The sequence below is a fragment of the Streptomyces sp. NPDC045470 genome, assembly GCF_040646595.1.
In the GTDB taxonomy this organism is placed as follows: Bacteria; Actinomycetota; Actinomycetes; order Streptomycetales; family Streptomycetaceae; genus Streptomyces.
Genome location: NZ_JBEZAN010000003.1, coordinates 30,339 through 48,251, shown reverse-complemented (window position 1 = coordinate 48,251; position 17,913 = coordinate 30,339). Strand labels below are relative to the sequence as shown.

13 protein-coding genes are annotated in these 17,913 nt (G+C 74.6%); 5 read left to right on the top strand and 8 right to left on the bottom strand.

Annotation, left to right across the window (positions count from 1 at the left end; all coding sequences use genetic code 11):
- Positions 1 to 214 precede the first annotated feature (214 nt).
- From AB0A97_RS10725 to AB0A97_RS10710, 4 genes are all read right to left on the bottom strand, one after another.
- The gene (locus tag AB0A97_RS10725) at positions 215 to 1,795 is read right to left on the bottom strand and encodes an ATP-binding cassette domain-containing protein (protein ID WP_361147529.1); all 1,581 of its coding nucleotides are present in this window, start codon (positions 1,793 to 1,795) and stop codon (positions 215 to 217) included.
- Between the two features lie 59 nt (positions 1,796 to 1,854).
- A complete protein-coding gene (locus tag AB0A97_RS10720; protein ID WP_361148743.1) occupies positions 1,855 to 2,661 on the bottom strand; it encodes an ABC transporter permease subunit in 807 nt (268 codons plus the stop codon).
- Positions 2,662 to 2,702: 41 nt separating this feature from the next.
- Entirely contained in the window at positions 2,703 to 3,593 is an 891-nt protein-coding gene (locus AB0A97_RS10715; protein WP_361148741.1) for an ABC transporter permease, read from the bottom strand.
- Between the two features lie 116 nt (positions 3,594 to 3,709).
- Positions 3,710 to 5,248: an ABC transporter substrate-binding protein gene (locus AB0A97_RS10710; RefSeq protein WP_361148739.1), complete on the bottom strand. Its 1,539-nt coding sequence runs from the start codon at positions 5,246 to 5,248 to the stop codon at positions 3,710 to 3,712.
- A 331-nt stretch (positions 5,249 to 5,579) separates the two neighbouring features.
- Here AB0A97_RS10710 and AB0A97_RS10705 point away from each other — a divergent pair, with 331 nt between their 5' ends.
- The 5 genes from AB0A97_RS10705 to AB0A97_RS10685 all read left to right on the top strand — a co-directional run bounded on the left by AB0A97_RS10705 (position 5,580) and on the right by AB0A97_RS10685 (position 11,556).
- Positions 5,580 to 6,575, top strand: a complete 996-nt coding sequence (locus tag AB0A97_RS10705) for a TauD/TfdA family dioxygenase (protein ID WP_361147526.1) — start codon at positions 5,580 to 5,582, stop codon at positions 6,573 to 6,575.
- A gap of 43 nt (positions 6,576 to 6,618) precedes the next feature.
- The gene (locus AB0A97_RS10700) at positions 6,619 to 7,644 is read left to right on the top strand and encodes an ornithine cyclodeaminase family protein (RefSeq protein ID WP_361147523.1); all 1,026 of its coding nucleotides are present in this window, start codon (positions 6,619 to 6,621) and stop codon (positions 7,642 to 7,644) included.
- On the top strand, positions 7,635 to 9,017 hold the full coding sequence (locus AB0A97_RS10695; protein ID WP_361147521.1) for a Y4yA family PLP-dependent enzyme: 1,383 nt from the start codon (positions 7,635 to 7,637) through the stop codon (positions 9,015 to 9,017). The genes AB0A97_RS10700 and AB0A97_RS10695 overlap by 10 nt, the downstream gene beginning before the upstream one ends.
- 68 nt (positions 9,018 to 9,085) lie before the next feature.
- On the top strand, positions 9,086 to 10,114 hold the full coding sequence (locus AB0A97_RS10690) for a cysteine synthase family protein (RefSeq protein ID WP_361147518.1): 1,029 nt from the start codon (positions 9,086 to 9,088) through the stop codon (positions 10,112 to 10,114).
- Positions 10,111 to 11,556 (top strand): MATE family efflux transporter, encoded by a 1,446-nt coding sequence (locus tag AB0A97_RS10685; protein WP_361147515.1) that lies wholly within the window; start codon positions 10,111 to 10,113, stop codon positions 11,554 to 11,556. Before AB0A97_RS10690 ends, AB0A97_RS10685 begins: the two co-directional genes overlap by 4 nt.
- A 31-nt stretch (positions 11,557 to 11,587) precedes the next feature.
- Here the strand turns inward: AB0A97_RS10685 and AB0A97_RS10680 are convergent, their stop codons facing one another.
- The 4 genes from AB0A97_RS10680 to AB0A97_RS10665 form a co-directional block, all read right to left on the bottom strand.
- Positions 11,588 to 13,099: an ABC transporter substrate-binding protein gene (locus AB0A97_RS10680; protein WP_361147512.1), complete on the bottom strand. Its 1,512-nt coding sequence runs from the start codon at positions 13,097 to 13,099 to the stop codon at positions 11,588 to 11,590.
- Between the two features lie 7 nt (positions 13,100 to 13,106).
- Positions 13,107 to 15,143 carry an ATP-binding protein gene (locus AB0A97_RS10675; RefSeq protein WP_361147509.1) on the bottom strand — a complete coding sequence of 679 codons (2,037 nt, stop codon included), beginning with the start codon at positions 15,141 to 15,143 and terminating at the stop codon, positions 13,107 to 13,109.
- 165 nt (positions 15,144 to 15,308) lie between these two features.
- On the bottom strand, positions 15,309 to 16,481 hold the full coding sequence (locus tag AB0A97_RS10670) for an FAD-dependent monooxygenase (protein ID WP_361147507.1): 1,173 nt from the start codon (positions 16,479 to 16,481) through the stop codon (positions 15,309 to 15,311).
- Between the two features lie 9 nt (positions 16,482 to 16,490).
- The gene (locus tag AB0A97_RS10665) at positions 16,491 to 17,852 is read right to left on the bottom strand and encodes an AMP-binding protein (protein WP_361147504.1); all 1,362 of its coding nucleotides are present in this window, start codon (positions 17,850 to 17,852) and stop codon (positions 16,491 to 16,493) included.
- Positions 17,853 to 17,913: the final 61 nt, after the last annotated feature.

Here is a 17,913-nt window from a genome sequence, read left to right as displayed (position 1 = left end):
CTCACGGTGTTCCGCGGGCAGTGCACCGAGCCGTGCGTTCGTCGTCCTCACCGCGCCACCTCCCCTTCCTGCGCGGTACCGGAGCCCGCGGCGGTACCGGGCGGGCCTCCGGGACCGGCGGGTCCCATGTCCTCAGGATCCGCCGTCGGCGGGCGCCCCGGGACGGGCCGAACAGCCCCTTCACCGGGCCGAACAGCCCTCCCTGACCGGCTTGTCAGGCCGAGGCGGCGCCTTGGCGGCGGACCGCGGGCCGGACGATGCGCCCGGCCCGCAGGTGGTGGACGGTGTCGGTGCAGTCGGCCACGAGGTCCAGCTGGTGGCTGACGAGGACGAGCGTCAGCCGGCGTTCGGCGCGCAGCCGGGTGAGCAGGTCCAGGACCGCGGTGGCGGTCGCCGGGTCGAGGGCGGAGGTGACCTCGTCGCACAGGAGGAGGTCGGGTTCGGTGGCGAGGGCGCGGGCTATGGAGGCGCGTTGGCGTTGCCCGCCCGACAGTTCGTGCGGGTAGCGGCGGGCGATGTCGCGGGGGAGGCCGACGGCTTCGAGGAGGCTGCCGACCCGTTCGGACAGGTCCCGGGCGGCGACGACACGGTGGAGCCGGAGCGGGCGGGTGAGCGTGGCACCGACGGTGCGCGAGGGGTTGAGGGCGCCCAGGGGGTTCTGCGGGACGAACTGGATGCGCCGTTGCTGGTCGCGGCTGCGCTTGCGGGCGTTCGCGGGCAGCGGGTGGCCGTTCCAGGTCAGGGTGCCGGTCTGCGGGACCTGGAGGCCGGCGAGCGTCCGCAGGAGGGTCGTCTTGCCGCACCCGGAGGGACCGGTGATGCCGGTGGCGGAGCCGATGGGTATGTGGAGGCCGGCGCCTTCCAGGGCGTGATGGGTGTGGCCGCGGTGGGTGAAGGCGACGTGCAGGTTGTCGGCGCGCAGGCCCCCGGGGGCGGCCGCGGTCCCCTCGGCCGAGGCCGAACCCGAAACGGACAGCGGTGCGGACACCGAGGCGGAAGCCGTCCCCGACGCGGAAGCCGAAGCGGAAGCCGACGCCGGAGCCACCCCGGAGGCGGCACCGGAGCGGCGCGCCGGACGGCCCGGAGCGGGCAGCGCCGTAGGGGCGGATGCGTACGGAACGGCCCCGGCTCCGGCGTCCAGGGTGACGACCGAGTCGGCGCAGGCCCCGACGACGTGCGGATCGTGGCTGGCCATGATGACGGCGAGGCCGTGTTCGGCGGCGAGCCGGCGCAGGAGCGCGGTGATGTCGTCGCGCAGGTCCGCGTCGAGTCCGGCGGTGGGTTCGTCCAGCAGCAGCACTTCGGGACGCCGGGCGAGCGCGCGGGCCAGCGCGAGCCGTCGCTGCTGCCCGCCGGACAGGGCTCCGGGGCGGTGATGGGCGAGCGGGGGCGGCAGACGGCACTCGGCCATGACCCGTTCGACGGCCTCGGGCGAGGGGTCGGCGGCCAGTTCGGTGATCAGACGGCGGGCCGTCATCCGCGGGTTGAGGGCGGACCCCGGGTCCTGGCCCACATAGGCGACGTGCCGGCGGCGCAGGGTGCGCAGCGCTCCGGGCGCGAGCGTCAGTACGTCCTGCCCCAGCACCTCGACGCTGCCGGAGAGGACGCGTGCGCCCTGCGGCAGTTCGCCGATCACGGCACGCAGCAGCGTCGTCTTGCCGGAGCCGGACGGCCCGGTGAGGGCGGTGATGCGGCCGCCGCGCAGGCGGAGGCCGGTGCGGCGCAGGAGCACCGGCCCGGTGGCGAGGCCGATTTCGAGGCCGGTGACGGTGACGGGCGGCGGGGAGTCGGTCACGGCGGAGTCCTGGGGAGCGGGCGCGCGAGCGCGGGCGGCCGGGGGTGTGACACAGGCTCTCAGCGCAGGGCGGCCCTGCGCGCGGTGGCGGGTGCCAGGGCGCTGGCGGCGAGGTTGACGCTGATGGCGAGCAGGCCGATGGCGAGGCCGGGGGCTACCACCGCCCACGGGTTGAGGAGGATGCCGGGGCCGTTCTCCCGGATCATCAGGGCCCAGTCGGCCTCCGGCGGCCGGGGGCCGAGCTGGAGGAAGCCGGCCATGGAGATGACGTACACCGCGTCGACGAAGCGCAGGCCGAACAGGGCGAGGACGGTGGCGCGCAGGTTGGGCAGGATCTCCCGCAGCGCCAGGTGCCCCGGGTGCTCGCCGCTCGCGACGGCGGCCTCGACGAACCCGGTGGCGGCGACCGGCGCCGCCGCACCGGCGACGATCCGTACCGCGTACGGAGTCCCCAGAAGGACGGCGGCCACGGTGATCGCGAGGCGGCCGCCGCCCGGCCAGGCCAGCGCGAGCAGCATGATGCCCAGCACCGGCGGAAGGAGGATCGCGGTGTCCGCCGCGCGTTCGACCAGCCTCCCCAGCCGCGGGCTGAGGACGGCGAAACACCCCAGCAGGGTCGCCAGGAAAGTGACCACCACGGCCACCACGAGCGCGCTGCCGATCAGCGCGCTCCCGCCGTTCAGCAGGCGGCTGAGCACGTCCCGGCCGAGCTGGTCCCCGCCCAGCGCGGCGCCGCCCGCGCCCGCCTCGCCGTACGGCGCGGTGACCGGCTTGTCGACCGGGTGCGCGGCGAGCAGCGGACCCGCCAGGGCCACCAGGACGAGCAGCACGGCGGGGACGACGGGGGCCAGGACGCGGGGCTCCAGCCGGCCCGGCCGGCGCGGCCGGGCGTGCACCTCGGCGGCGGTCACGAGCGGGCTCCCAGAGTACGGGCGCGTACCAGGTCGGCCAGCAGCAGGACGACGGTGATCAGCGCGGCCGAGCAGGCGACGACGGCCGCGATGACCGGGGTGTCGCGGTCGGCGACGGCCCCGGCCAGCACCGTGCCGATGCCGGGGTGGTTGAAGAGCGTCTCGACGACGACCGTACCGCCGAGCAGCATGCCGGTGGAGGTGGCGACGCCGGTGGCGATGGCGGGCCAGGCGCCCGGCAGCGCGTGCCGGAGCAGCACCTGGCGGGTGGTCAGCCCGTCCAGGCGGGCCGCCTCGACGTGCGGGGTGGCGGCCTGGTCGGCGAGGGCGCCGCGGACGATACGGGTGTTCCAGCCGGTCTGCGGCACGGTCAGCGCCAGCACCGGCATCACCAGCATGGTCCAAGTGGCGGGGGCGCCGTCGGCGCCGATGACGGTGGCGGCGGGCAGCCAGCCCGTCCAGAGCGACAGGACGAGCAACAGGCCGACGGCGACCACGAATTCGGGCAGCGCGAAGGCGGCGGTGGAGGTGAGGTCCACGGCCCGGTCCACCAGGCCCTTCGGGCGCGCGGCGGCCCAGGCCCCCAGGGCCAGTGCGCCGAGGACGGTCAGGACGAAGGCGGTGCCGCCCAGCAGCACGGTGTTGGGCAGCGGCGCCGCGAGGAGGTCGCCGACGCGTTCGCCGCGGGCCGAGGTGCCCAGGTCGCCGGTGGGCAGCGCGGTGATCCAGTCCCAGAAGCGCTCCCACACCGGCCGGTCCAGGCCGAGCAGGCGGCGGCGCGCGGCGACGCCCGCCGCGCCCTCGCCGCGCTCCGACGTGGCCGTGGCCGCGTCGCCCGGCAGCAGCTCGATCGCGGCGAAGACGAGCGCGAGCAGCACCACCAGCATCAGGACGCGCTTGGCCAGGACGGCCGCCGCCCGTGCGGCCAGGGCACCGGCACGCCGCGCGGCGGGCTTCGGCACGGGCCGGACGGCGGCCTCGGCGGGCCGGGTGCCGGTCTCCGTCACGGGGCGAGCCAGACGTTTTCGAGCTGGACGCGCCCGTAGCCGGGCAGCTTCGGCAGACCGTGCACCTTCGGCGCGGCCAGGTCGATGCCGTCCGCCATGCCCCACAGCAGATAGCCGGACCGCTCGTGCTCGATGCGCTGGAGATCGCGCAGGGCGGCGGCGCGGGCGGCGCGGTCGGCGGTGGCCATGACCTTGCGGTACGCGGCGTCGAACGCCGTGTCGGACCAGTCCGCCTCGTTCTGGCCGGCCCCGGTGGTCAGGGTCTTGGACGCGAAGAACACCACCGAGTCGTTGGTGCCCCAGTAGTTGGTGTAGAAGTCGCCCTTGAGCCAGGTCTTCTGGTAGAAGGCGCCGGACTCCTGCTTGACGACCTCGATCCTGACGCCGGCCTCGCGGGCCTGGGAGGCGAAGAGGGTGGCGGACTCGGCGAGTCCGGCGACGTCCTCGGTGGTGACGAGCTGATACGTACGGGAGAAGTCGAACCCGGCGTCGGTCAGCAGCCGTTCGGCCCTGGCCAGGTCGCGCTTGCGCTGCGGGATGTCCTTGGCGTAGGCGGGATCGCCCGTACCGAGGATGTCGTTGGCGACCGTCCCGTACCCGGACAGCACCTGGGCGACCATCGCCTCGCGGTCCACCAGCAGCTTCATCGCCTCGCGTACCTTCGGATCGGCGAACGGGCCGCTGGAGGTGCGCATCACGATGGGCATGGCCATGTCGTCCGGGCGCCGGACGATCCGGATGTCCCGGCGCGCCTTGGCCGTACGGGCGGCGACGGCGCCGACGTTGGACGCCACGTCGATCTGCCCGGACAGCATCGCGTTGGACATCGCCTGCGGGCTCTGGAACATGGTGACCTCGACGGCGTCGAGGTGGACCGCGCCGCCGTGCCAGTCCGCGTTGCGCACCAGCCGGGCGTTGCCGTCGCGGTACCAGTCCAGCTTGAAGGGGCCGGTCCCGGGGGCCTCGGGTATGTCCTTGCCGGCGGTGCCCTTCTTGAGGACGAAGGTCGACAGCCGGGTGAGCAGGGGGAGTTCGGCGTTGGGGTAGTCGGAGACGAGGACGACGGTGCGCTTGCCGTCGGCGGTGATGTGGTCCGCCGTGACGCCGGGCAGCCGGGCCGCCCCGGACGGGGTGCCGCGCAGGCGGCGCAGCGACCAGACCACGTCGTCGGCGGTGACGGGGGTCCCGTCGTGGAAGGCGGCGCCCTCGGCGACGGTGAACCGCCAGGTCCTGAGGTCCTTCGAGGGGGTGAAGGCGGAGGCGAGGCGGCCGACGGTGTTGTCCTTGTCGCCCGGCGCCGTCAGCGTGTCGTACACGAGGGCGATGACGAGGTAGTCGCTCTCGTTGCCCTGGGTGCCGTGCGGGTCGCGGGTGATCGCCGAGGGACGGCCCAGGGCGCCGATGCGCAGGGTGCCGCCCTGCCGCGGGGAGCCGCCGGCGGCGGGTGCCGCGCCGTCGCCGCCGCACGCCGAGAGCAGCGCGGACGCGCCCAAGCCCCCGCCGGCCGCGAGCAGTTGCCTTCTGGTGAAGTCCACGCCGCCTCGCTCTGTTCGTTCGGTCACTTAGGGTTGCCTACCCTAATGAGATCCGAGTGCGCAAGGGCGCTCGCCGCCGAGTGCGCCTTTTGGGGGTCGTCAACTGGGCCTTAACGGGCGGGAGTTGCTGGAAGGTGGGCGAGTACGGCAAAAGAAGTGAGGTTTGCCTTACCTAAGTTGGATCGGTAGCGTCGTTACTGTCCGCTGGACCCCGGACACGGAACGGCAGCCATGGCCGCCCCTGCCCGGCCCGTCGAGCGCGCCGCGCCCTGCCCGCGCGACGCCGCACCGGACCCGATTCCCACCCTCAACGGAAACGGACTGCCTCGACATGACCACGGGAGCCGCCCCCGTCCGCCAGCTCGACCCCGCCGACGCCACGGAACTGCGCCGCACCGCCGAGAAGATCCTCGCCGCGGCCGGCACCTCCGCCGCCTCCCCGTATCTCCTCGCCCGCGTCGCGGAGTCCGCCGCCGTACTGCCCGGCACGGTCCGGCACCAACTGCGGCCGGTCGACACCGACGACGGCCTGTTCGTACTGCGCGGCCTGCACGTCGACGACCTCGAACTCGGCCCCACCCCGGCGGGCTGGGCCGCCGCCGGCGACAGCGGCGCCGTGCACGACGTCGTCCTGCTGCTGCTCGCCACCGCCATGGGCAACCCCCTCGCCTGGGAAGGCCAGCAGGACGGCCGCTTCGTGCACAACATCGTCCCCGCCCCCGGCCACGAGGCCGAGCAGACCGGCGCCAGCAGCACCGTGCTGCTCAGCCCGCACACCGAGGACGCCTTCCACCCCGGCCGCGCCCACCTGCTCATGCTCAGTTGCATGCGCAACCACGACCGCATCGCCACCACGGCGGCCGGCATCCGCAACGTACGGCTCGACGCGGCCGACATCGAGCTGCTGAGCCGCCCGCTGCTGCCGATCCTGCCTGACGACGCGTACACCGAGGCCAAGAACTTCGACGGCGGCCCGCCGCCCGCCGTCCCCACCCTCTTCCGATCGGACGACGGCCTGACCCTGCGCTTCGACCCCGCCTACACCCCCCTGGACGACGCGCCGCCCGCCCATCGCGCCGCCTACGAGCGCCTGGAGCACGAACTCGCCCGCGTATCCGGCGCCGTGCGCCTCGCACCGGGCGAGGTGCTCGTCGTCGACAACGACCTGGTCGTACACGGCCGGGTGCCTTTCCGGGCCCGCTACGACGGCACCGACCGCTGGCTCAAGCGTGCCTCCGTCCGTGTCCCCGCGCGCCGTACGCGCCCCCTGGCCGAGGCGTCGGAGCACGGTTACGGTCAGGCCGCCGTCGAAGCCCACACCGGATGACCAACCGCACCGGATGACAGCCCGCAGCTCCCCGAGGACGGACATGACCGACAGCACCGTGGCCGCCTGCTCCCGCTCCATATCCGCCGGCGACCGCACCCTGCGCATCCTGACCACCAGCGACCTGGCCGGCCTCGGCATCGCGCTCGCCGATGTCGTGGCCACCGTCGAAGGCGCCTACCGCACCCTCGCCGCGGGCGGCTCCGACAACCCGCGCAAACTCACCGTCAAACCCGACGACGGACACTCCGTCGCCTACGCGATGCTCGGCCGGGACGGTTCCCGCGACGTCGTCGCCGTCAAGACCTCGTACAAGCACGGCCTGGACAAGGACCGCGGGAGCCAGCACTACTACACGACGCTGACGCTCTACGACGACATCACCGGCCTGCCCGTCGCCCTGATGGACTGCGGCCGCATCGGCTCGCTGCGCACCCCGGCCGTCTCCGCCCTGCTGGCCCGCGAGTGCGCCCCGCCCGGCGCCCGCGGCGCCCTGGTCGTCGGCACCGGCACGCAAGGCCGCCTGACCCTCCCGTTCCTGCTGACGACCCTGCCGGACCTGGAACGCCTGATGCTGTACGGCAGCCACCCCGAGGGCATCGCGGCGGTACGCGAAGAACTGCGCGCCCACTTCCCGGACCGGGACGTGGAACGCGTCACCGACCTGCGGGCCGCGGCGGGCGACGCCGACGTCGTCGTGGCGACCGCGGGCGGCCACACCACGGCGGCCGTCGAGGCCGACTGGCTCCGGCCCGGCGCGCTGTCCGTCCTCGTGGGACACGGACTGGCGCCGTCCACCCTGCACCGCGCCGACCGGGTCGTGGCGACCAGCGAGGCGCAGATGAAGGTCACCGGCACCGACATGGCGGACGCGGCGGGCCGGTTGCCCGCCGTGGACGCCGAGTTCCCGGCCGTACTGGCCGGTACCGCCACCGGCCGCGGCACGGCGCGGGAACGCGTCTTCGCCTACAACAGCGGACTGGTCGTCACCGACATCGCCCTCGGCCACCGCTTCGCCCGACTCGCCCTCGACCAGGGGCTGGGAACGCAGGTGGCACTGTGGCGGTGACCGGACTGCGCCCAGCCGACGTACCGACGCTGCCCGCCCACCCCGACCCCGGAACCGACCGGATCATGGACAGCGGTCTGCTGCACGAACTGTCCTACGCCTTCGGCGGCCCCTTCCACTTCCTGCTCCCGCACCGCTTCGACGCCAACCTCACCGCCTTCCGCGCCGCCCTCGACGGCGCCGGGGTGGCCGGGCGCGTGTACTACGCGAAGAAGGCCAACAAGGCCGCCGTCTGGGCGGAACGCTGCGCCGCGCACGGCGCGGGCGTGGACGTGGCGAGCGTCCCCGAACTGCGCGAAGCCCTCGGCCACGGTGTACGCGGCGAGCACATCGTCGTCACCGGGCCGGCCAAGAGCGACGCACTGCTGCGCCTGGCCGCACTCCAGGGCTGCCTGGTCGCCGTCGACGCCCTGGACGAACTCGACCTCCTCGTCACGCTCGCCCTGACCGGCACCGCACGCCCCGCCCGCCTGCTGCTGCGCCGCCTGCCGCCCGCGCAGCCGCACAGCCGCTTCGGCATGACGGCCGCCGAGCTGGACACCGCACTCGACCGGTGCGTACGCGCCGGGGACGCCGTACGGATGGAAGGCTTCAGCTTCCACCTGTCCGGATACGCCGTCCAGCCGCGCGCCGACCTCGCCGGGGAGCTTCTCGACCGGTGCCTGCGCGCGCGGGAACTGGGCCTGCGGGCCGACCGGATCAGCATCGGCGGCGGCTTCGCCGTCGACTACAGCAGCGCCCGCCACTGGCAGGCGTTCCTCGCCGCGCAGCGCCCCGCGCACTACCACGCGCACAAGACGTTCGAGGCCGACGGCTTCTATCCGTACCACTCGCCCGTCGCCGGGGCCGACGCCCTGCGCGCCGTCCTCGCCGCCGTCCCCGCGGGTGGCCGTACCCGCCTGGCAGACCGGCTCAAGGAGACCGCCACGCTGCTGATGGCGGAACCCGGCCGGGCCCTGCTCGACGGCGCCGGCGCGTCGGTCTTCTGCGTCCAGGGCGTCAAGGAACGTGACGGCTACCGCGTCCTCACGGTCGACGGCACCAGCCTCAGCCTCTCCGAGCAGTGGTTCAACAGCGAGTACCTGCCCGACCCGTACCTGGTCACCCCGGACGGACGGGCCCGCGGCGACGCGGTGCACCCCGCGTGCGTCGGCGGCGCGACGTGCCTGGAGTCGGACCTGCTCACCTGGCGCAAGGTCCCGTTCCCCGCCCGGCCGCGCGTCGGCGACCTGCTGGTCTACCCGAACACCGCCGGGTACCAGATGGATTCGAACGAGTCCCCGTTCCACGATCTGCCGCTGCCGCCCAAGGTCGTCGTGGACCGCCTGGACCCCCGGCCGCGCTGGCGTCTCGACCGACGCCCCGCGCGCTGAGGAACGCGCCTCGGCCCGTCGTCGCGCCCCCCTTCGTGACCAGCCCTTCCCCGCCCAGGAGCCGCCCAGTGAAAGAGGCCCTCGCGCGCCCCGCCGTGGTCTCCCGCATATCCGACCTCATCGGCCGCACCCCGCTGTACGAGCTGTGCCGCACCGAGACGGGCAGCCGCCTGCTGCTCAAACTGGAGATGTTCAACCCGACCGGCACCGCCAAGATCCGGATGGCCCGCCAGATGGTCCTCGACGCCGAGGCACGCGGCGAACTGCGGCCCGGCGGCCGCATCGTCGAGTCCACCTCCGGCAACACCGGCCTCGGCCTCGCGGTGATCGCCGCCGAGCGCGGCTACACCTTCACCGCCGTCGTCGACCACCACGCCTGCACCGACAAACTGCGCGCCATGCGGGCCCTGGGCGCCGAACTCGTCCACGTCGCCGACGACGGCACCGACGAGCTGGCCACCGCCGCCCGGGAGGAACTGGCCGCGGAGATCGCCCGCGGACAGCACAACACCGTCTTCACCGAACAGCACAACAACCCCAGCAACGGCATCGGTTACTTCCCCGTCGCCCACGAGCTCCACCAGGCCCTCGACGGGAGGATCGACGTCCTGATCGGCGCGGTGGGCACCGGCGGCGCCCTCTGCGGCACCGCCCGCGAACTGCGCGCCCTCGTCCCCGGCTGCCGGACGGTCGGCGTCGAACCCAAGGGCTCCATCGCCTTCGGCGGACCGGCCCACGACTACTACCAGTCCGGTACCGGCACGCCCGAAGGCGCCGAGATCGGCGCGCTCGTCGACTTCGGACTGATCGACGACGGCGTGAAGGCCGGCGACATCGAGGCATTCGCCACTGCCCGCGCCGTCGCCCGCGCGACCGGCCTGCTGATCGGCGGCTCCGCGGGCGGTGTCGTCCACGAGGCCCTGTCCCGGCTCCCCGCCGCCCCGCCCGGCACCACTATGGTCGCTCTGGTCAACGACGGCGGCGAGAAGTACCTGGACACCGTCTTCGACGACGACTGGATGCACGCCCGCGCCCTCCTCGACCGCGACCTGGAACGCGAAATCGACGAGACGCTCACCAAACTCCGCAGGACATGAGCCGACCCATGCGGGTGACCACGCTCCTCCGCGACAGCCGCGCCCTGGCCGCCCTCGCCGTCCCCCTCGTCCTGACCCAGCTCGCCCAGGTCGCCCTGACGACCACCGACACCGTGATGATGGGGACGCTCGGCACGACCGACCTCGCGGCGGGCGGGCTGGCCATCGTCGTCTTCAACCAGCTACGCACCATGGGCGTCGGCCTCGTCACCTCCGTCGGCAACGGCATCGCCGCGGCTTCGGCGCGCGCCGAGACCGCGCGGGCCGAAGCCGCGGGGGCCGGGCCGGCGGACACGGGCCCGAGCGCGGGGGACCAAGAAATCCGTACGACCGTCCGCGCCGGGCTGGCCGTGGCGACCCTCGCCGGACTGGCGGGCGCCGTCCTCATGCTGCTCATCGGCCAGGCGCTGACCCGGCTCGGCCAGGAGGCGGACGTCGTCGACCGGGCGCGGACGATGCTGCTCGCCCTCGCGCCGGGCCTGCTGCCGTGTCTGTGGTTCCAGGCCGTCCGCCAGTTCACCGTGGGGATGCGGCGGCCGCAGGCGCTGCTGCGCATCACCGTCGCCTCCGTCGCCGTCAACGCCGCGCTCAACTGGGGGCTGATCCACGGCACCTGGGGGCTGCCCGAGCTGGGCCTGCCCGGCGTGGGCGTGGCCACCACCCTCGTGTACTTCCTCTCCTTCCTGGCGCTGTACGCCGCCGCGAAACGCGACCCGGTGCTCGGCCCCCACCTGAGCCTGAACATCGCCGGGGCCGACCGCGCCGCGGCCGTCCGCATCGTCCGGCTCGGAGTGCCGATCGCCGCGACCTACGGGTCCGAGGCCGGGTTCTTCTCCGTCACCGCCCTGATGGCCGGCTCGTTCGGCAGCGCCGCACTGGCCGCGCACACCGCCGTCAACCAGCTCGTCTACATCGTCTTCCAGGTCGCCGTCGGCCTCTCCCACGCCGCGTCCGTCAACGTCAGCCGCGAACTCGCCCTCGGCCGCACCGACACCGCGCTGCGCATCAAGAACTCCGCACTGGCCTGCGCGGGCGCCGTCATGGCCGTCGTCGCGGTCGTCTACGTCACGCTGCCCGGACCGGTCCTCGCCCCGTTCTTCGACACCGGCCGCGCCCGGGACACCGAAGCCGTCACCATCGCCACCCACCTGCTGCTGGTCGTCATGGTCCTGCAATTCTTCGACTGCGCCCAGAACATCGGCGTCGGTCTCCTGCGCGGGCTGGACGACACCAAGAGCGGCTTCCGCATCACCCTCGTCGGCTACTGGGCCGTGGGCCTGCCCGCCGCCTGGCTCCTGGGCTTCGCCGCGGGACTGCACGCCCTCGGCATCTGGCTCGGCCTGCTCACCGGCCTCGCCACCACCGCCGTCCTGCTCCTGCGCCGCTACGGCAGCAGACTGCGGGCCCGGGCGGGCGCACCGCGGACAGCGCGAGCCGCGTGAACGCCGCCCTGCGGGCCGTAGGAGAGCCGCCCTACGGCCACACCACCTTCCGGAAGTCGTACGAGCCGTCCGGCTTCAGTTCCACCAGCGCGAGCGGCTTGCCCACCGGATCGCCGTGGTCGTCGAAGCGGATCGGCCCGCTCACGCCGTACACCGGCTTGCTGCCGCTGATCTGGAGCAGCATCTGGCGGGTGCTGCCGGTGGTGACCGGGCTGCTGCCCTGCCGGCCGGCGCCCTCGCGGATCGCCACCCCCAGGGTGAGCAGGGTGTCGTGGCCCATCATCGCCTGCCCGTCGGCCAGTTCGGTGTCCAGCCGGCGGATGTCCTTCCGGTAGGCGTCGCGGAACTGCGGCAGCGGGTTGACGGAGCCGGGGTACGCGTCCGTCCACTGGTCGGGGTGGGCCAGCACGGTGTGATGCACGGTGACCCGGCTGCGCTGCCACACCTTCCGGAACGCCTGGCGCGACTCGTAGCTCTCCGGCACGTCGAAGACGCCCACCACGTCGTCCGCCGTGACCACCGTGGTCGGGCAGCGCCGGCCGGCGGCGGCCATCGCCTCGATGAAGACGCGCAGCGCCCGCCCCCGGCCCGCGAAGTACACGGCGTCCGGCGGGTCGGCGCACACCCGGTCGGCGAGCGAGGAGAAGGCGTTGGCGGTGGCCGGGTCGGCCGAACTGTAGGCCAGGCCCAGGTCGGTGACCTTCAGGCCGTGGCGTGCGGCGGCCGCGCTGAAACTCCGGTACAGGGAGGTGCTGTAGGTGTCCTGTTCGCTGCGGTCCCTGATGGTCGTCACGCGGTACGGGCGCTGCTGTCCGGGGCGGTTCTGCAGGGTCCGCAGGTGGCGGACCGCGGCCGACGCCTGGTCGGAGTTGGTCGCCGCCACCCGCCAGAAGCCGGTCTGCCCCGGCCGGTTCATGGCATCGGCGGTCACCGTCGAGCCCATCATGGGAATCCTGGCCTCCCGCAGGGCGTCCACCGCCTGCTGGGTGGTCCGGCGGCTCTGCCCGAGACCCGCCACGGCGACCAGGTGCTGGCCCCCGTCCTTCATCTCCTTGAGCTGGTCCACCAGCGGCTCCCACTGCGCCGACCCGGCACCGCTGTTCGCCAGCAGCAGCTTGATCTGCGGCGAGTCGCCGCGCCCGCCACGCCGCGGGTCGTTCAGCTCGCGCTGGGCCAGGTAGGCCCCCTCCAGCTCCCGGCGTATGCTGTCGCGCCCCCGGTCCCCGGTGCCCGTCGTCATCGGCTGGAGGTAGGCCACCGACACCCAGGGTTTGCCGGACGCCGCCACCCGCCGGTTCTCGGCGAGGATCTGCCGGGAGATGTCCCGCAGCGAGGCGTCGAACACGTACGAGCCGTCGCTGACGCCCACGCACTCGTTCCGCGGCCCCTGCTCCCGCACCCCGTCCGCACATCGCTCGAACACCCTGTCGTACACCCAGTACCCGCCCACGCCCAGGGCGCCCGCGACGGCCACGGCGACGGCGGCCCGCAGCCATCTGCGGGGCTGCGGCCGCGGGGCCGTGAGCTGGTCCTCGCCACTCATCCGACGGTCACCAGGGCTTCCTCTCGTAGGCGGCCGCCCGCTGCCACAGCACGTCGTGGTCCGTCTCGTCGCCCAGCCGGCCGCTCAGGGTCTGCAGTGCATCGGCAATCTTCGGGTACAGCTCGGCCACCGGGTCGCCCAACGGGTCGGACCACAGCGACGCGCAGGGATCGGACGCCGGGTGGGTGGTGATCCACCCGGCGACCAGCAGGCGGGTGACCGTCAACTGCTCGGGCGGGCTCTGCGCCCGCGCGAGCCGGTGCTGGAACTCCGCGCCCGCCGAGCGTTCCAGCGTGTCCGCCTCCCAGCGGCGCGGCGCGCGCTGGATGAAGGACAGTTCCGCGCACCACGCCTGCGCCGAGCCACCGCCCCCGCACACGTCGAGGAAGCGCTCGTGCAGATAGGCCGCGGCCCCCTGGACGTCACCGGCCGCCAGCCGGTGGTAGGCCCCGGCCCGCCCCGACTCGGCCGCGTCCCGCAGGATCTCGTGCGTACGGACCCACGGCACACGGGCGTCGGCAGGCGCCGTGGCCAGCGACAGCCGGCCCAGCAGCAGGGTGCGGACCATGGCCGGGAGCGCGCTGTGCGGCTGTCCGTCGAAGATGATCCGTTCGGCGTGCCGGTCGTCGTGGGCCAGGCCGCGCAGGAGCCGCGGCGGGGCGTCGGCCTGCCGCCACAGGTCGGCGGCGCTCGCGGCCTGCCCGAGGGTGACGGCGGCGGCCGCGCGGGGCAGCGCGCCGTCGGCCAGCTCCCGCGGCAGGTCCTGGAGGAGCAGTTCCAGCAGCTCGTCCGCGACGGAGTGCGGGCCTTCGGGCGCCAGCACCCTGCGCAGCCGCTGCCCGCAGGGCACGTCCGGCGCGAAGTCCTCCAGCGCGGCCAGCACCGCACCGGTCGCGGCCGGGTGGCCGCGCGTCAGCTCGTGGACCGTACGGCCCAGCCAGGCGACCGGATGCGTGATGCCCGCCAGCGCCGCCTGCGGCATCCGCTTCACGTACGGACCGGCCTGCTCCTGCACCTCGGCGCGGTCCAGCGGACGCAACTGCGCCACCTCCAGCCGGGCGCCGCCGCCGGGCCGGGCGACGGTCCGCGGCACGAACGACTCCGGTCCGTCCTCCTGTTCCGGCGGCTGCCAGCACGACAGGTAGCTGCCGAGCGGCCGGGGCCCTTGCTCCAATTGCCGCAGCACGTCCGGCGCGCGGCGCGCGCTCGCCACGACCACCAGCGGGTCCCGGTGCTCCGGCCCCGCGGTGGCCCGCGCCTCGACCAGGGCCTGGAGGAACGCGTCGCCCAGCTCGCTGTCGGCGTTGTCCAGCAGCACCAGGCAGCGCAGGGTGCGGGCGCGGTCGCCGCCGTGTCGGGTGTACGCGCCCTGGAGATCGGCGAGGAACGCCTGGAGCAGCACCGACTCGGCGCGCTCCCGCTGGGCCGCCGTGCCGTGCCGGAAGTGCTGGTTCAGCTCGACGAGGGCGTCCGCCGGGACCTGGGGCCGGGAGCCGCCGCGCGGTACCCGGCCGACCCTCCGGTGCACGCCCCACCACACCCGGGCCCGCTGCCACCCCTGTATCAGCGGCACGACCGCCGCCGACCAGCCGGGCAGCCCCATCGGCACACCGACCGAGGCCACCAGATCCCGCAGCACCGCCAGCGAATGGTCCTCCGCACGGCCCGTCCGCAGCGCCTCGCGCATCTGGCCGAGCGCGGCGTCCCGGCTCTCCGGGTCGGCCTCGGCGGACAGCGCCATCAGCAGGACGGCGAAGGACGGCAGGGCCAGCGGCGGGAAGTCCGGCCGGCGGGCGTTGAGCTGGAAGGCGATGCGGGCCAGGACGTCGACGGGGTGGTGCACCCCGTCGTCGAGCGCCGAGAGGTCCAGGGCGGCCATCGGTGCCCGGCGGCCCCAGGTCTCCAGCCGCCCCGCCAGCGTGGTCTTGCCGCTGCCGCGGGGCCCGAGCAGCAACAGGGCCGGGTGTTGGGTGTGTTCACCGCGCGCCCGGACGAGCCGCCGACCGACGAACTCCCGGATCATCAGATCACGTCGGGACTGCACCGCGCCCCCTCGTGGCCACCGTCGTGAGTGACCAGGATGCAGCAATCGGGGCCCTGCGCAAGGCGGTTCGGGAGCAGAGGTGACGGCTGAGCCGTATGAGGCCGGTGAGGTATGACGGAGTGAGCCGTCCGCGCCGCACGGGAGAGGAACGCGCGACGCGGGCACTCAGTAGCGGCTCCCGGGGACACCGGCGTCCCGCGGGCCGTACGGGGCGGAGTCCAGCCAGCGCCCGGCGCGGGCGCACCGGGGCGCCGCGGCGGCCGCCAGCCGCTGCGCGGCGCGCTGCCAGGGAGCGGGCGCGGTGAGGTGGCCCAGGGCGCGCCCGGCCGCCTGACGGTTGAGCAGGGCGGCCCGGTGGCGGGCGGCCGCGAAGCCGGCCACGTCGCCGGTGGCGATCGCGTCGGCGGCCGCGGCCGCGTCGGCGATGCCCGAATTCAGGCCCCGTGCCCCGAAGGGGGCGAAGAGGTGCCCCGCCTCCCCGGCGAGCAGCACCCGGCCGTGCATGTCGGTGAGATCGTCGGCGACGACCTGCTGGAAGCGGTAGTGCGAGGACCAGGTGACCGCGCAGGCGTGCCCGTCCGGCAGCAGGCCGGGCAGCCAGTCCGCCGCGGCCTCGGACAACGCCTCCGGGTCGTCGTCCGGACGGCACTGGACGTCCACGCGCAGGCCGCCGCGGAACGGCACGGTCAGCACGTTGCGCCCGGCCATCCGCGGGTCGCGGTAGTGGAACGCCCGCTCGCACGGCAGCGGACGAGCGGGGTCGTCGGCGACGTCGACCACCAGGAACGCGTGCGGGGAGCGGGGGCCGCGCAGCCGTACGCCGACGGCCCGGCGCACAGCCGACCTGGCCCCGTCGCAGCCGACCGCGTACGGGACACGGTGCTCGGACTCCGGTGTGCGCACCACCACGCCCTCGGGCGAGGAAGCGAGCCGGGTGACCGGACTCTCCCAGCGGATGTCGGCACCGGCGCGGCGGCAGGCGGCGCGCAGCAGTTCCTCCATGACCGGCTGCGGAAGACTGGAGAACGGCGCGCGGTCCGCCGGAGGCGGGGTGTACGTACGGCGATGGACCTCCCGGCCCTCGAATGTCGTACATCGCGCGCCCCAGACCAGCCCGTTGCCGACCAGCGCGGCGCCGAGCGCCGGATCGGCGGCGGCCAGCGTGGCCAGCGACTGCCGGTGCAGGAAGATCGCCCGGCTGCCGGGCCGCGGCGCGTGCTCGGCCGCCGCCTCCAGGACGGTGACGGCCGGACCGCGGGCCCGCAGCAGCAGGGCCGTGGCCAGCCCGACCGGGCCCGCGCCCACGACGAGGACGTGCGGTGCAGCGGTGGTGTTCATGACGGCCTCCTAGCGGGGCAGCCGGCCGCGCGCGACCTTGCCGCCCGCGGTGGTGGGGAGTTCGGGCAGGAACGTCGTACGGCGGGGGATCTTGTACGGGGCCAGGTGGGCCCGGCAGTGGGCGAGGAGCGCCGCCTCGTCGGCGGCTTCGCCCTCGGCGGTCGCTATCCATGCCTGCGGGGCCTCGCCGCGAACCGCGTCCGGCATGGCGGTGACGGCGACCGCGGCCACGGACGGGTGGGTGGCGAGCACCCGTTCCACCTCGGCCGGGTAGACCGTGTAACCGCCGCACAGGATCACGTCCTTGAGGCGGTCCAGGACGGTCACGTCGCCGTCGTCCGTCATCCGTCCGACGTCCCCGGTGCGCAGTTCGCCGCCGGGCATCAGGACGTGGGCGGTGGCCTCGGGGGAGCCGAGGTAGCCCGGAGTGACGAACGGCCCGCGTACCAGCAGTTCACCGTCCTCGCCCGTACGGACCCCGGCGCCCGGCACGGGCGGGCCCGCGGTGCCCGGGTGGCCGGGGTCGTCGGCGGGGGTGAGCGAGGCCAGGCCGGCCAGTTCGGTCATGCCCCAGCCCTCGGCGAAGACGGCACCGGACCGCTCCTGCCAGGCGCGGGCGAGCCGTTCACCGGCGGGCTGGCCCGCGGAGAGCGAACAGCGCACCGACTCCAGCGGCAGCCCCGCGTGGGCCAGCAGCCGCCGGTACATCGTCGGTACCCCGGCCAGCACGGTGGGGCGGTGGCGGCGCAGCGCCTCGGCCACCGCCTCCTCGGTGAAGCGGGTGACGAGGACGAGGGCGGCCCCGGCGGACAGCGCGGCGTTCAGGACGTTGGTGCCGTACGTGTGGGCCAGCGGCAGCGGACTGAGCACCGTGTCACCGGGCCCCAGCGCGAGCCGCCGGGCGATGTTCTCCCCGCCGAGCCGCACCGCGCGCCGGGTCTGGAGCGCTCCTTTCGGGCGTCCCGTGGTGCCGGAGGTATAGGCGATGGTCGCGATACCGGTGAGGTCGGTGGTGAATTCGGCGGTGGGGGAGCGGGGCGGTGACCCGGAGTCGGGCGGCGGTGGCGGTGGGCCGGGCCCTTCGGCGGTCAGGAGGAGCGCGGCGCCGCTGTCGGTGGCCGCGTGCCGGAGCTCGTCCGGCGCCGAAGCGGCGTTCAGCGGTACCCCCACGGCGCCCAGCTCCGCCAGCGCGAGGTAGTCGGTGATCCACCGGCGGCCGTTGGGGCGGCAGAGCACCGCCCGGTCGCCGGGGCGCAGCCCCAGCGCGGCCAGCTCGGCGGCCCGGTCCGTGACCGCGGCGCGCAGCGCGCGGCGGGCGAGAGGGCCCTGTTCGTCGATGAGAGCGATGTCGGTGTGGCGTCGGCCGGACATGAGAGGCTCGCTTTCCTTGCAGGTGGGAGGAGGGGAGGGGGAAGGGGGAGACCCGGGCCGG

Coding starts and splice junctions, on each gene's coding strand:
- AB0A97_RS10715 (WP_361148741.1), bottom strand. CDS start 3,593: ATGCTGGTGGTGCTGCTCGCGCTCGTCTTCGCCGCGATCGAGCTGCTG.
- AB0A97_RS10705 (WP_361147526.1), top strand. CDS start 5,580: ATGACCACGGGAGCCGCCCCCGTCCGCCAGCTCGACCCCGCCGACGCC.
- AB0A97_RS10700 (WP_361147523.1), top strand. CDS start 6,619: ATGACCGACAGCACCGTGGCCGCCTGCTCCCGCTCCATATCCGCCGGC.
- AB0A97_RS10685 (WP_361147515.1), top strand. CDS start 10,111: ATGAGCCGACCCATGCGGGTGACCACGCTCCTCCGCGACAGCCGCGCC.
- AB0A97_RS10680 (WP_361147512.1), bottom strand. CDS start 13,099: ATGAGTGGCGAGGACCAGCTCACGGCCCCGCGGCCGCAGCCCCGCAGA.
- AB0A97_RS10670 (WP_361147507.1), bottom strand. CDS start 16,481: ATGAACACCACCGCTGCACCGCACGTCCTCGTCGTGGGCGCGGGCCCG.
- AB0A97_RS10665 (WP_361147504.1), bottom strand. CDS start 17,852: ATGTCCGGCCGACGCCACACCGACATCGCTCTCATCGACGAACAGGGC.